Origin of the sequence: Citrobacter sp. wls718, from assembly GCF_005280945.1 — a bacterium.
GTDB classification, from domain to species: Bacteria; Pseudomonadota; Gammaproteobacteria; order Enterobacterales; family Enterobacteriaceae; genus Citrobacter; species Citrobacter gillenii.
In genome coordinates this window covers 110,567-125,318 of record NZ_SZWV01000020.1, presented here as the reverse complement: position 1 = coordinate 125,318, position 14,752 = coordinate 110,567, and the positions used below count along the sequence as shown (strand labels likewise).

Genomic DNA, 14,752 nt, shown 5'->3' with positions numbered 1-14,752 from the left:
TTACGACCGTAGTCGAAAGAACCGGCATCAGCGAATTTCAGACCCGCAAACGCCACACGGGTCCAGGAGTTGTTTTCACTTTCAGCCGCGTTACCCTGAATCTGGTATTCCCACTGGCCGTAACCGGTCAGTTGGTCGTTAACCTGAGTTTCGCCTTTGAAGCCGATACGCATGTAAGTCTTGTCACCATCATCACCTTTGTTATCGGAGAAATAGTGCAGACCGTCGACTTTACCGTACAGGTCTAATTTGTTGCCGTCTTTGTTGTAAATTTCAGCCGCATTCGCGGTACCTGCTACCAGCAGAGCTGGGACCAGGAGGGACAGTACTTTGACTTTCATGTTATTAACCCTCTGTTATATGCCTTTATTGCTTTTTTTATGCCACTGCATACTGATTACGTTCATTAACCAGTCGGCAACTTCATTCTCCGCAAAAACACAGAATAATCCAACACGAATATGATACTAAAACTTTAAAGGTGTTTCATTTATCTACATAGATGTTTCAAAATGTTAATATCAGGGAACTTTTTAAAAATCAAAAAATGAGCAAAATAAGCACAAATAGTCAAGAAGCATACATATAACGATATAAATCAACTAATTGCATTCAAAAAACTCATAGCACTGAATGACAAAACAAAATCTTCACTCGCAACTAAAATAGCACTGCTATCATCATTAACTTTATTTATTACCGTCATTCATTCTTGAATGTCTGTTTACCCCTATTTCAACCGAATGCTCTGCGTTCGGTTTTTTTTACCCTAATTTACACAAAACTGACAGTCCTGTGCTACCAACCAAAAACTATAACAATTATTAACTATTTCTTTGTGTATTAATCACACCTAAGCTTATCTAATAATTTCTTGTTATTTAATGCTAATTTCTTAGGTTCAAGATTTCTATTTGTACCTGACACGGTGGGCTGTACAGATTGACCACGCCGTGACGAAGCAAGATGTGCGGTAAACACATGCCATGCGTCCGGTGCTGCGAGAGTATGGCAATTCATCCATTACCCTTTATACTGCCCCTTCATCTTAAGCATCGTTCTAACAGGTCTTAAACACGAATGAGTCAGTCAGACACAACGGCTTCTACCCGATTTTCCCTACTTCCGGGAAGTATTACCCGTTTCTTCTTATTACTGATCGTTGTGCTGTTAGTGATGATGGGCGTGATGGTCCAGAGCGCGGTCAACACCTGGCTAAAAGATAAGAGCTATCAGATTGTCGATATCACGCATGCCATCCATAAACGAGTAGATACCTGGCGGTACGTCACGTGGCAAATTTATGACAATATTGCCGCCACCCCGCAATCCGCCACAGCGGATGGACTACAAGAAACCCGTTTGAAACAAGATATCTACTATCTTGAGAAACCACGCAGAAAAACCGAAGCGCTTATTTTTGGCTCGCATGACAGCTCAACGCTGGAGATGACCCAGCGTATCTCAACCTACCTGGATACCCTGTGGGGAGCCGAGAATGTCCCGTGGTCAATGTATTATCTCAATGGCCAGGACAACAGCCTGATCCTGATTTCGACGTTGCCACTGAAAGATCTGACCTCCGGCTTTAAAGAGTCGACGATTGGTAATATCGTCGATTCGCGCCGCGCAGAAATGCTACAGCAGGCCAATGCGCTGGATGAACGTGAAAGCTTCTCCTCGCTGCGCCGCCTGGTCTGGCAAAACGGCCATTACTTCACGCTGCGTACCACCTTTAATCAGCCGGGACATCTGGCCACCGTGGTGGCGTTTGACCTGCCCATTAATGATCTGATCCCGCCAGGCATGCCGCTGGACAGTTTTCATTTGGAACCTGATGCCACCTCAACGGTCGAGCACAGTAATGAAAAAGAGTCGCCTGACAGCGTCAGTATCAGCTTCAATAACGCCAAAATTGAGATTTCATCGGCGCTAAACTCAACGGATATGCGACTGGTCTGGCAGGTCCCGTTCGGTTCATTGCTGCTCGACACCTTGCAAAATATCCTGCTGCCGCTGTTGCTGAACATCGCATTGCTGGCACTGGCGTTGTTTGGCTATACCACCTTTCGCCACCTCCCTGCCCGCTCGACCGACGTGGCGCCAAATCTTGCCGCCAATAATGAATTACGCGTTTTGCGAGCAATCAACGAAGAGATTGTTTCACTGCTGCCGCTGGGCTTATTGGTGCACGACCAGGAGGCTAACCGTACGGTCATCAGCAATAAAATTGCCGACCACCTGCTGCCGCATTTGAATTTGCAAAACATAACCAGCATGGCTGAGCAACATCAGGGCGTGATCCAGGCCACCATTAATAATGAACTGTATGAAATCCGACTGTTCCGCAGCCAGATATCACCGCGTACGCAGATCTTTATTATTCGCGACCAGGACAAAGAAGTGCTGGTGAATAAAAAACTGAAACAAGCCCAGCGCCTGTATGAGAAAAATCAGCAGGCCCGCGCCGCATTTATGCAGAATATCGGCAGTGCCCTGAAAGATCCGGCCAGAATACTGGCCGTTAATGCCGCCGCACTCAATACGCCTGACAGCCAAAAACTGGCAAATCAGGCCGATGTGCTGGTGCAAATGGTTGATGAAATTCAGTTGGCCAATATTCTCGAGAGCGACAGCTGGAAAAGCGAGTCCACGTTGTTCTCCGTTCAAACGTTAATTGATGAAGTGGTGCCTGACGTTCTGCCGGTCATTAAACGCAAAGGCCTGCAGCTGCTGATTAAAAATAACCTCAGCGCCAGCGATGAACGCCGCGGCGACCGTGACGCCCTGCGCCGTATTCTGCTGCTGTTGATTCAATACGCGGTAACCACCACGCAAATTGGGAAAATTACCCTCGAAGTTGACCAGGATGAATCAGAGGCAGAGCGCCTTACCTTCCGTATTCTGGATACTGGTGAAGGCGTAACGTTGAATGAAATTGATAATCTACATTTTCCGTTCATCAATGAAACGCAGGGCGATCGCTATGGCAAAGCCAACCCGCTGACGTTTTGGCTATGCGATCAGCTGGCCCGTAAACTGGGCGGGCACCTGAATATCAAAGCGCGTGAAGAACTTGGAACGCGTTATATCGTCCATGTTAAAATGCCGCTGCATGACCAACATGCTGACATTGAAGAGCGCCTGTTGGATGACGTCTGCGTAATGGTTGATGTCACCTCCAGTGAGGTACGTAGCATCGTATTACGTCAGTTAGAAAACTGGGGAGCCACCTGCATCACGCCCGATGAACGGTTGAGTAGTCAAGAATATGATCTCTTTTTAACTGATAATCCGTCTAATCTTACTGCCTCGGGCTTGCTTTTAAGCGATGATGAGTCTGGCGTACGCAAAATTGGCCCTGGTCAGCTGCGCGTCAACTTTAATATGAGCAATGCTATGCAGGAAGCTGTCCTCGAGCTAATAGAAGAGCAGCTGGCGCAGGAAGAGATCCAGGAAATCCCCCTCGGCGGAGATGAAAACGCCGAACTTCATGCCAGTGGTTACTATGCACTCTTTGTAGACACAGTACCGGATGATGTTAAGAGGTTGTATACTGAGGCGGAAACCAGCGATTTCGCTGCGTTAGCCCAAACCGCCCATCGCCTGAAAGGCGTGTTTGCCATGCTTAATCTGGTACCCGGCAAGCAGTTATGTGAAGCGCTGGAACATCTTATTCAAGAAAAAGATGCTCCAGGTATAGAAAAGTACATCAGCGACATTGACACTTACGTCAAGAGCTTGCTGTAGCAAGGTAGCCCAATACATGAACACTATGAACGTAATTATTGCCGATGACCATCCGATTGTACTGTTCGGTATTCGTAAATCACTTGAGCAAATCGAATGGGTGAACGTTGTCGGCGAATTTGAAGACTCCACTGCACTGATCAACAATTTGCCGAAATTAGACGCGCATGTGTTGATAACCGATCTCTCTATGCCGGGAGATAAATACGGTGACGGGATCACGTTAATTAAATACATCAAACGCCATTTCCCGAGCCTGTCGATCATCGTCCTGACCATGAACAACAACCCGGCGATCCTCAGCGCGGTGCTGGATCTCGACATTGAAGGGATCGTGCTGAAACAGGGTGCGCCAACGGATCTGCCAAAAGCACTGGCGGCGCTGCAAAAAGGCAAGAAATTTACCCCAGAAAGCGTTTCTCGTTTGCTGGAGAAAATCAGTGCCAGCGGGTATGGTGACAAACGTCTTTCGCCGAAAGAGAGCGAAGTTCTGCGCCTGTTCGCGGAAGGTTTCCTGGTCACTGAAATCGCCAAAAAGCTCAACCGCAGCATTAAAACCATCAGTAGCCAGAAAAAGTCCGCGATGATGAAACTGGGCGTTGAAAACGATATCGCCCTGCTGAATTATCTCTCGTCCGTGACGCTAAGCCCGTCCGACAAAGACTGATTCCTTTTACCATCAACATGCCTGATGGCGCTACGTTTATCCGGCCTACGAACGATACCTCATTGAGGTATGTTCCGTAGGCCGGATAAGGCAAACGCCGCCATCCGGCATTTTTTATCCCCGCGTTTTTCTCACTCTTTCCGCATACACCGTCAGCGTCTGCTTCAGCACATCCAACGTCACCGGCTTGGATAAGCAACTATCCATCCCTGACTCCAGACAACGCTGCTTCTCTTCTGCCAGTGCGTTCGCCGTTACGCCAACCACCGGCAGTGTGAGCCCCAGCTGACGAATGCGTTGCGTCAGGCGGTAACCGTCCATATTCGGCATGTTGACGTCGCTCAACACGATATCGATATGATTTTTGCTCAACACATTGAGCGCATCCACACCGTCATTGGCGGTTTTGCACTGATACCCCAACGATCCCAGCTGATCGGCCAACAAGCGGCGGTTGATCGGATGATCGTCAACCACCAGAATCATCATGTCATCGTGGGTACTGCCGATTTTATCCGGGGCAGGCAGCGCGCTGGAGAGATTTTCATCCTCCAGCTCAACGCGATATATATGCGCCAGCAGCGCAGGCAGCTCGTGCGGTGAGGCCACGCTGTGCACCCACTCACCCGGCGCTCTCTCCTGCGGAATGCCGATATGTCGGCGACAGAAAATCACCGCGGCGCGTCCCTGCCATGCCTGTTCCTGCACATCATCGGCAATCAGCACGTCATCAGCGTCGGGTTGCTGACCTTCATAGCGCAGCACCGTCATCCCGTTACGCGTCAGGCTGGCTTCGATAAAGCGATACAGTGAAGCATTACGTACCGCCAGCCAGCAGCGGGTATTGGCCAGCCCTTCCACACTTTTCTTCAGCGGATACTGCGCACCATACAGTGGAATGCGCACCGTAAACTGGCTGCCCATTCCGGGTTCGGAATCGACGGATATATCACCATCCATCATGCTGATCAGTTTTTCACAAATCGCCAGCCCCAATCCGGTCCCCTGGAAATTACGCTGAACCCCGGTGCCGACCTGAAAGAACGGATCGAACAGACGCACGACTTCTTTGGCCGGAATACCCACGCCGGTATCACGTACGCGAATACTGAGATAATCACCATGACGCTGCACATGCAGCACAATGCAGCCGGTATCGGTGAACTTAATCGCATTGCTCAACAGATTAGAGATCACCTGCTGCAAGCGCATGGGATCGCCATTCAACGCCACCGGCACATCCGGTTCGATGAAACAGTACAATCCCAGCTGCTTACGTACCACCAGCGGCAGGTAGTTGGCCGTTATGTGGTTCATCACCTCGCGCGGTGAAAACTCACGCGGCTCAATCTTAAGCTGTTCAGATTCAATTTTTGAGAAGTCGAGAATATCGCTGATAATTTTCAGCAGCAGGCTGGAGGAGTTGTTCATCGCCGTGACCAACCGATCGACACCACTCGGCAACTCTTTGGTTTGCAGCAAATCCAGGTTGCCGATAATGCCGTACAGCGGCGTACGCAGCTCATGGCTGACCGTGGCGAGGAACATCGATTTAGACTGGCTAGCCTGCTCCGCTGCCTGCGCCATCTCCTGCAGCGACTCTTCCATTTTGACACGTGCGCTAACATCAACCAGTACGCAAATCGCCACGTTTTCATTGCGATAGCGCGAATGCACAAAGCTGATTTGCAGATTGGTATTGTTGCTGGTGAGCACATCAACGAAATTAACCTGCTGACCGCAGATGATCTGTGTGAGCCGCTGCCTGTCCTCGTGGGTCAACATATTCAGATAGGTATGCGCCAACTCGTTACTCAGGATGTTAATACCGTCGATAGTGCGCAGAATACAAATACCGACTGGCGCAGAGGCAACAATTTTACGGTTAAACTGTTCATGTTCTTCCAGACGCTGGGCATCGCTTTCCGCAGGGATAAAAATACGTCGCTCATACATACGTGCCAGCATAAACAACGCCGCGCCCACCAGCACATTCAACAGAATAGCGTTGAGGATCAACATGCGAATACGTTCCAGCACCAGATCGACCGGGACGGAATACACAATACTGAGCGATGATGGCGGCAGATTTTTCTTCAGCACCAGCTCGCGAAAACCCGGCGTATAACCAAACCAGGAACGCTCCTGCATCCAACGCGGTTCAGCTTTGATCGTCCCCTCAGGGCCAGCCAGCGAAATCAGCGCGTGACCATTTTCATCAAGGATAGTCACGCCCATCGGCAGATTACCCGGCGTGAAGAAGTTTTCCATACGAATCGGCTGCTCAACGCCGAGTAGCGCCTGCAGGCGATTAGCCAGATACACCGGCGTCAGCGCATAAAAATAGCCCACGCCCGGACGCGGCCCCTGGCTTATCCAGAACAGGTTATTGCCGTTTTCGTCCTGCGGCGCATTGCGGTACTTAACGATGCGTTCATGCAACGCTTTCAACGCCTCATCGCGTTCAACGGGCATATCACGCAGACCAAAGTTGGCCATACACAGGTTATCGCTGCCGATCAGAAACACGCGGTTTAAGTCATAGGCGGCGGAGAAATTGTCGCGCCAGTAGCGCATAAACCACGCCAGCGATTCCAGTGAACCACGCCAGGCGTTGCCCATCACCGCACAGTCGGAATCAGCAAACAGCGGCTCAAAATTGGGCACCACGGTTTTGTCATCCCGCGCCCGCAGCGACATCACGCCGTTTTCCGCTGTTAAGCGGTTCTCTGCAATATATTTCAGCTCTTTGATCACATCAGACGTGCGCTGAATGTAGCGCTGCGCCTGATCGGAGCTAAGCGTAAACTCCTGACGGATCTCCGATTCTCGCTGATGCAGCGCATTCACAATGTAGAACACACTCGCAAAAGCAATCAGAAGCCAGACCAGCAGCGCCAGCGCTCTGAATAGGTAGCGTGAGACTTTTAGGGTTGCATGAACAGAAGCAAGGTATTTCAAAGGGGCGAAGCTCCGCCTCAGGGTATGAATAAGTGTGGTTAAGGTAGCGGTAAATGCCCGGCGTCGCAATGCCCTCTCTTTACGGGAATATGATACACCGCTGAGAAAACATTATCTTAACCCCTGATAATCGTCGTTTGACTTAAATACCTTGTACGGATGTCAGAATGCCCGACCTGAAATGGCTGACGCGTCGTTTAACCCCGCGACGTTTACGCAACCAAATGATCATGATGGCCATTCTGATGGTGACAGTACCGACGATATCCATTGGTTATATCGTAGAAACCGAAGGCCGTTCAGCAGTCTTATCTGAAAAAGAGAAAAAACTGTCATCAGTGTTAGCCCTGCTAAACGATGCCTTGGGCGATCGTTTTAGCGACTATGCAAATTTGCCGCGTGACGCGCGCATTCGTGCGCTTAATCAGGCGCTGGGCCCCATCACCGAGCGCATCACACAGGCGTTTCCCGGCGTGGGCGCGGGCTACTACCACAAAGCCCTCGATGCCGTGATCACCTACTCCCCTTCTGCGCTTTATCAGGGCAATGTGGGACTCACTATCTCACCTGACCACCCAGGACGTGACGTGATGAGCACCCAGTCGGCCATCGTCGTCTCAGGCCAACAGGTGCGCGGCGACATCCTTAATTCAATGCTACCGATCAAACGTCATGGTGAGGTTATTGGCTATATCTGGGCCAACGAACTGACGGAAGATATTCGCCAGCAAGCGAGAAAAATGGACGTCAGAATCGTCGCCGTGCTGGCGGTAGGACTGCTCATCAGCCTGCTGCTGATCGTGCTGTTCTCCCGCCGTCTCAGCGCCAATATCGACATCATCACCGACGGTCTGTTAACGCTGGGACAAAAGACGCCAACCCGACTGCCAGAATTGCCCGGCGAACTGGGGCAAATTAGCCGCAGCGTCAATGCGCTGGCGCAAACGCTGCTGGAAACCAAAACCCTTAACGATCTGATTATTGAAAACGCCGCCGACGGGGTGATTGCTATCGACAGGCAGGGTGATGTCACCACGATGAACCCCGCAGCGGAACAAATTACCGGTTACACGTTGCATGAGTTAGTCGGGCAACCTTATGCCAGGATTTTTTCCAACACCCCATTTTCCAGCCCGGTGCTGGATACGCTGGAACATGGTACCGAACATGTCGCTCAGGAAGTCAGCTTTCCCGGACGCGACCGTGTCATTGAGATAAGCGTCACTTCCAGCCGGATCCATAATGCACACGGTGAACTGATCGGCGCATTGGTTTTCTTCTCCGATTTAACCGCCCGTAAAGAGACCCAGCGGCGACTGGCACAAACTGAACGGCTTGCCACCCTCGGCGAACTGATGGCCGGAGTGGCTCATGAAGTGAGAAATCCGCTGACGGCAATCCGTGGTTATGTGCAGATTATCCGCCAACAAACGACCTTGCCGGAGCATCAGGAATATTTATCCGTGGTGCTGAACGAGATTGACTCAATCAACAGGGTCATTCAGCAACTGTTGGATTTTTCTCGTCCGCGACGCAGCAAATGGCAGCAGGTACAGCTCAATACGCTGATTGCAGAAACGCTGATCCTGGTTCAAACCGCTGGTATTCAGGCGCGCATTAATTTTACCACGGAGTTACACCCCAACCTGCCGGCGATCGTTGCCGATCGCGAGTTACTTAAGCAGGTGATCCTCAACATTTTAATCAACGCGGTACAAGCCATCAGCGCACGCGGTGACATTAAGATCCGTACCTGGCAATACGCGGCGTCACAACAGGCGGTGACCATCGAGGATAACGGCTGCGGCATCGATATTGCGCTGCAGAAAAAAATATTTGATCCGTTCTTCACCACCAAAGCCTCGGGAACAGGGCTTGGTCTGGCCCTCAGCCAGCGGATTATTAACGCCCATCAGGGCGATATTCGCGTCGCCAGCATGCCGGGCTGCGGTGCAACCTTCACCCTTATTTTACCGACTCATCCGCAGGAAACCCCGTCAGAATGAAAACCACCTACCGTATTCTCATCGTTGATGATGAAGCCAATGTTTGCCGTATGCTGACTACCGCGTTTTCTCTGCAAGGACATGAGACGCACAGCGCCTGCGACGGTGAGGCTGGCCTGGCGCTGTTTAACGAAAAGCAGCCTGACGTAGTGTTGATGGACATTCGCATGCCGGTCATGGACGGTATTGAGGCACTGAAAGCCATGCGTACTCAGCAACCGCGTATCCCCGTCATTTTGATGACTGCTTACGCTGAAGTCGAAACGGCGGTAGAAGCCTTACGCAGCGGCGCATTTGATTACGTGATCAAACCTTTCGATCTGGATGAGCTTAACCTGGTTATCCAGCGCGCGTTGCAGCTACAGGCGATGAAGCAGGAGATCCGCAACCTGCATAAAGCGCTAAGCACCAGCTGGCAATGGGGGCATATCCTGACCAACAGCCCGCTAATGCAGGATATCTGTAAAGATACGGCGAAAATCGCCCTCTCGCAGGCCAGCGTGTTGGTAAGCGGTGAGAGCGGCACCGGAAAAGAGCTGATCGCCCGGGCAATCCACTACAACAGCCGACGCGCCAACGGTCCTTTTATCAAAATCAACTGCGCCGCCCTGCCGGAATCGTTACTGGAAAGCGAGCTGTTCGGTCATGAAAAGGGGGCGTTTACCGGGGCGCAAACGCTACGCCAGGGTTTATTCGAACGCGCCCATCAGGGTACGCTTTTCCTTGATGAAATTGGCGAAATGCCACCAGGCCTGCAGGCGAAGCTGCTGCGCATTTTGCAGGAAAGAGAATTTGAACGCATCGGCGGGCATCAAACCATTCGCGTCGATATCCGCATTATCGCCGCCACCAACCGTAGCCTGCAAACAATGGTGAAAGCAGGCACTTTCCGCGAAGATCTGTTTTATCGTTTGAATGTCATCCACCTTCAGCTGCCACCGTTACGTGAGCGGCGGGAAGATATCGCCCTGCTGGCCAACCATTTTTTACAAAAATTCAGTTCTGAGAATCAGCGCGATATCATCGATATCGACCCAACGGCAATGTCGATCCTCAGTGCCTGGTCGTGGCCGGGCAATATCCGTGAACTCTCCAATGTGATTGAACGCGCGGTGGTAATGAACACCGGCGCGGTGATTTTTGCCGACGATCTTCCCGACCAGTTCCGTTCACCCGTCAGCGCAATAACCGAAGTAAAACCCACTCAAACGGGGGAACGTAGCCTGAAAGAAGAAATTAAACGCGAGGAAAAACGGATCATCGTGGAGGTTCTTGAACAACAGGACGGAAACCGCACCCGCACGGCGCTGATGCTGGGTATCAGCCGACGCGCCCTGATGTATAAACTTCAAGAATATGACATCGACCCGACAGGGGTTTGAGACAGAAAGTTGCTATGCAGAATTTTGCACACTGCGCAAAACTCTGCATAGCCCCCCCATCACTATCACATAGCCTGAGAACAAATAACCCTACAGATTCAATGAATTAACGATATTCCTTTCTATTTCACCATTCTGGCATCCCGCTTGCAATTCCCTGATGTACCCAAAATGGACCAGGCAACAGGGAAATAGAATGAAAACAAAACTTCTTACCTTACAAGACGCTACACATTTCTTTCGCGACGGCATGACCATCATGGTCGGGGGCTTTATGGGCGTAGGTACCCCACCCCGTTTGGTTGAAGCTTTACTTGAGTCCGGCGTCAGAGACCTGACACTTATCGCTAACGATACCGCCTTTGTCGATACCGGGATCGGGCCGCTGATCGTCAATGGCCGTGTGAGCAAAGTGATTGCTTCGCACATTGGCACCAATCCTGAAACCGGTCGACGCATGATTGCCGGTGAAATGGAGGTTCAACTGGTGCCGCAAGGTACCCTGATAGAGCAAATCCGCTGCGGCGGCGCCGGGCTTGGCGGTTTTCTGACACCTACCGGCGTCGGCACCATTGTCGAAGACGGCAAGCAGACCCTGACGCTTGATGGCAAAACCTGGCTGCTTGAACGCCCGTTGCGTGCAGACCTGGCGCTGATTCGTGCGCACCGCGCAGACATACTTGGCAACCTCACCTATCAACTCAGCGCGCGCAATTTCAACCCACTGATCGCCCTTGCCGCCGACCTCACGCTGGTGGAGCCGGATGAAATGGTCGAAATAGGTGAGCTTCTCCCTGACCAGATAATCACCCCCGGCGCCGTTATCGACCACATCATTTCCCCTCTGGAGGCCTGATTATGGATGCTAAACAACGTATTGCGCGCCGCGTGGCGCAAGAACTTCGCGACGGCGACGTGGTGAACTTAGGTATCGGTCTGCCGACGATGGTCGCCAACTACCTGCCAGCCGATATCCACATTACCTTGCAGTCCGAGAACGGTTTTCTCGGGTTGGGTCCGGTCACCACCGCCCATCCCGATCTGGTCAACGCCGGTGGGCAACCGTGTGGTATTTTGCCCGGTGCCGCAATGTTTGATAGCGCCATGTCATTCGCGTTAATTCGCGGCGGCCATGTTGATGCCTGTGTCCTCGGTGGGTTGCAGGTTGATGAACAGGCTAACCTCGCCAACTGGGTGGTTCCCGGTAAGATGGTGCCCGGTATGGGCGGCGCAATGGATCTGGTCACCGGCGCGCGTAAAGTCATTATCGCCATGGAACATTGTGCGAAAGATGGCGCGGCTAAAATTCTCCGCCATTGCACCATGCCACTGACGGCCCAGCACGCGGTACATATGCTGGTCACCGAACTCGCCGTTTTCCGCTTCATTGACGGTAAAATGTGGCTGACAGAAATCGCGGAAGGCTGCGATATCACCGCCCTGCGTGAGAAAACCGACGCACAATTTGCTGTCGCCACCGACCTGGTCATCCTGCGAGGTGACGTATGATTGGCCGTATGTCACGCTTTATGACGCGTTTCGTCAGCCGCTGGCTGCCCGACCCGCTGATCTTCGCCATGCTGCTGACGCTGATAACGTTCGCCATTGCGCTGTGGTTGACGCCGCAAACACCGATCAGCATGGTCAAGTTTTGGGGAGACGGCTTCTGGAATCTGCTGGCATTTGGTATGCAGATGGCGCTGATCATCGTCACCGGCCACGCGCTGGCCAGCTCCGGTCCGGTTAAAAGTCTGCTGCGCACCGCCGCTTCAGCCGCTAAAACCCCCACACAGGGCGTTATGCTGGTGACATTCTTTGCCGCGGTCGCTAGCGTCATCAACTGGGGCTTTGGTCTGGTGGTGGGAGCGATGTTTGCTCGTGAAGTCGCCCGTCGGGTACCCGGCTCTGACTACCCGCTGCTGATTGCCTGCGCCTACATCGGCTTTCTGACCTGGGGTGGCGGCTTCTCCGGCTCAATGCCGTTGCTGGCAGCAACGCCGGGCAACCCGGTCGAGCACGTTGCCGGGTTAATTCCGGTCAGCGACACCCTGTTTACCGATTTCAATATTTTCATCACTCTGGCGCTCATTGTGGTCATGCCGTTCATCACACGCATGATGACGCCGAAACCGTCTGATGTGGTAAGCATCGATCCAAAATTATTGCTGGAAGAAGATGATTTCCAGAAGAAACTCCCGCCAGACGCACCGCCGTCCGAGCGTCTGGAAGAGAGCCGTATTCTGACGCTGATCATTGGCGGACTGGGGATTGCTTACCTGGCACTGTATTTCGCCGACAAGGGTTTCAACCTCACCATCAACACCGTCAACCTGATGTTTATGATTGCCGGTCTGCTGCTGCACAAAACGCCAATGGCCTATATGCGTGCCGTCAGCGCCGCCGCCCGCAGCACCGCGGGGATCCTGGTACAGTTCCCCTTCTACGCCGGGATCCAACTAATGATGGAGCATTCCGGTCTCGGCGGGCTGATTACCGAATTCTTCATCGACGTCGCCAACAAAGACACCTTCCCATTAATGACTTTCTTCAGTTCCGCGCTGATTAACTTTGCCGTGCCATCAGGTGGCGGACACTGGGTTATTCAGGGACCGTTCGTGTTGCCTGCCGCGCAGGCGCTCGGTGCCGACCTGGGTAAATCGGTGATGGCCATCGCCTACGGCGAGCAGTGGATGAACATGGCGCAACCGTTCTGGGCATTACCTGCGCTGGCTATCGCCGGGCTGGGTGTGCGCGACATTATGGGCTACTGCATCACCGCCCTGCTTTTCTCCGGCGTCATTTTCGTCATTGGATTGACCTTGTTCTGACGGCAACCACTTATTTAAGGGAACAGAAAAATGAAAAATTGTGTCATCGTCAGTGCGGCGCGTACCGCAATTGGTAACTTTAATGGTTCACTGGCCACCACCGGCGCCGTCGAACTCGGAGCAACCGTGATTAAAGCCGCGCTAGAGCGCGCCCGCCTTGACCCACTCCGGGTTGACGAGGTGATCATGGGCAACGTGCTGCAGTCTGGTTTAGGACAGAACCCTGCACGCCAGGCGCTGTTAAAAAGCGGTCTCGCCGACACCGTATGCGGTTTTACCCTCAACAAAGTGTGCGGCTCGGGCCTCAAAAGCGTGGCGCTTGCCGCTCAGGCAATCCAGGCCGGACAGGCTCAGGCAATTGTCGCCGGTGGCATGGAAAACATGAGCCAGGCACCGTACCTGTTAGACGCCAAAGCCCGCTGGGGATATCGCCTCGGGGACGGACAGTTGTCAGATGTAATCCTGCGCGACGGTCTGATCTGCGCCGAGCATGGCTACCATATGGGGATCACCGCTGAAAACGTTGCCAAGGAGTATGGCATTAGTCGGGAGATGCAGGATGAACTGGCGCTGATGTCGCAGCGTAAAGCGGTATCGGCAATAGAGTCAGGCGCATTTGAGGCAGAGATCGTCCCGGTGAGTGTGGTATCGCGGAAAAAAGCGATCATGTTTGATCGTGATGAATTCCCCAAAGCCGACTCTACGGCGGAAGGCCTTGCCGCATTACGTCCGGCCTTCGACAAAGCGGGTACCGTCACGGCCGGTAACGCTTCGGGGATCAACGACGGTGCCGCCGCGCTGGTAATCATGGAAGAAGCGGCGGCGCTGGCTGCTGGGCTGAAGCCGCTGGCGCGGATCAAAGCCTATGCCGGCGGCGGCGTCGCACCCGCCATCATGGGCATGGGGCCGGTTCCGGCGACGCAAAAAGTGCTGCAACTGAGCGGGCTTCAATTGTCTGATATCGACCTGATTGAAGCCAATGAGGCGTTTGCCGCACAGTTTCTGGCAGTAGGGAAAACGCTGGGATTTGATGCACAAAAGGTGAATGTCAACGGCGGAGCAATCGCGCTTGGGCACCCTATCGGCGCCAGCGGGGCGCGTATTCTGGTCACGTTGCTTCACGCGCTACAAGCGCGGGATAAAACTCTCGGACTGGCT

General features: G+C 52.6%; 10 protein-coding genes. 8 read left to right on the top strand and 2 right to left on the bottom strand.

Annotation, left to right across the window (positions count from 1 at the left end; genetic code table 11):
• Window positions 1-341, bottom strand: a 341-nt coding sequence (locus FDW95_RS04075; protein WP_137363420.1) for a porin, incomplete at its 3' end; no start/stop codon positions are given.
• 739 nt (window positions 342-1,080) lie between these two features.
• Between FDW95_RS04075 and rcsD the strand changes: the two genes are divergently transcribed.
• Window positions 1,081-3,750, top strand: coding sequence for a phosphotransferase RcsD (rcsD, locus tag FDW95_RS04070; RefSeq protein WP_115257941.1), 2,670 nt, complete (start codon window positions 1,081-1,083; stop codon window positions 3,748-3,750).
• 16 nt (window positions 3,751-3,766) lie between these two features.
• On the top strand, window positions 3,767-4,417 hold the full coding sequence (gene rcsB / locus FDW95_RS04065) for a response regulator transcription factor RcsB (protein ID WP_045445418.1): 651 nt from the start codon (window positions 3,767-3,769) through the stop codon (window positions 4,415-4,417).
• A gap of 114 nt (window positions 4,418-4,531) precedes the next feature.
• Here rcsB and rcsC read toward each other — a convergent pair whose 3' ends face one another.
• A complete protein-coding gene (rcsC, locus tag FDW95_RS04060) occupies window positions 4,532-7,378 on the bottom strand; it encodes a two-component system sensor histidine kinase RcsC (protein WP_115257940.1) in 2,847 nt (948 codons plus the stop codon).
• A 167-nt stretch (window positions 7,379-7,545) separates the two neighbouring features.
• On the opposite strand from rcsC, the gene atoS reads away from it, so the two are divergent.
• From atoS to FDW95_RS04030, 6 genes are all read left to right on the top strand, one after another.
• Window positions 7,546-9,384, top strand: coding sequence for a two-component system sensor histidine kinase AtoS (gene atoS / locus FDW95_RS04055; protein WP_115257939.1), 1,839 nt, complete (start codon window positions 7,546-7,548; stop codon window positions 9,382-9,384).
• A complete protein-coding gene (gene atoC / locus FDW95_RS04050) occupies window positions 9,381-10,766 on the top strand; it encodes an acetoacetate metabolism transcriptional regulator AtoC (RefSeq protein WP_115257938.1) in 1,386 nt (461 codons plus the stop codon). Before atoS ends, atoC begins: the two co-directional genes overlap by 4 nt.
• 196 nt (window positions 10,767-10,962) lie before the next feature.
• Window positions 10,963-11,622 carry an acetate CoA-transferase subunit alpha gene (gene atoD, locus FDW95_RS04045; RefSeq protein WP_115257937.1) on the top strand — a complete coding sequence of 220 codons (660 nt, stop codon included), beginning with the start codon at window positions 10,963-10,965 and terminating at the stop codon, window positions 11,620-11,622.
• Window positions 11,623-11,624: 2 nt separating this feature from the next.
• Complete coding sequence (locus tag FDW95_RS04040; RefSeq protein ID WP_115257936.1) at window positions 11,625-12,275, top strand: 3-oxoacid CoA-transferase subunit B; 651 nt, start codon at window positions 11,625-11,627, stop codon at window positions 12,273-12,275.
• A complete protein-coding gene (locus tag FDW95_RS04035) occupies window positions 12,272-13,594 on the top strand; it encodes a TIGR00366 family protein (protein WP_115257935.1) in 1,323 nt (440 codons plus the stop codon). Before FDW95_RS04040 ends, FDW95_RS04035 begins: the two co-directional genes overlap by 4 nt.
• A gap of 30 nt (window positions 13,595-13,624) precedes the next feature.
• The coding region (locus FDW95_RS04030; protein ID WP_137363422.1) for an acetyl-CoA C-acetyltransferase at window positions 13,625-14,752 on the top strand (1,128 nt) is incomplete at its 3' end.

Bases quoted from the DNA above. Each gene is read 5' to 3' on its own strand.
- atoS (WP_115257939.1), top strand. From the start codon at position 7,546: ATGCCCGACCTGAAATGGCTGACGCGTCGTTTAACCCCGCGACGTTTA.
- FDW95_RS04040 (WP_115257936.1), top strand. From the start codon at position 11,625: ATGGATGCTAAACAACGTATTGCGCGCCGCGTGGCGCAAGAACTTCGC.
- atoD (WP_115257937.1), top strand. From the start codon at position 10,963: ATGAAAACAAAACTTCTTACCTTACAAGACGCTACACATTTCTTTCGC.
- rcsB (WP_045445418.1), top strand. From the start codon at position 3,767: ATGAACACTATGAACGTAATTATTGCCGATGACCATCCGATTGTACTG.
- atoC (WP_115257938.1), top strand. From the start codon at position 9,381: ATGAAAACCACCTACCGTATTCTCATCGTTGATGATGAAGCCAATGTT.
- FDW95_RS04035 (WP_115257935.1), top strand. From the start codon at position 12,272: ATGATTGGCCGTATGTCACGCTTTATGACGCGTTTCGTCAGCCGCTGG.
- rcsD (WP_115257941.1), top strand. From the start codon at position 1,081: ATGAGTCAGTCAGACACAACGGCTTCTACCCGATTTTCCCTACTTCCG.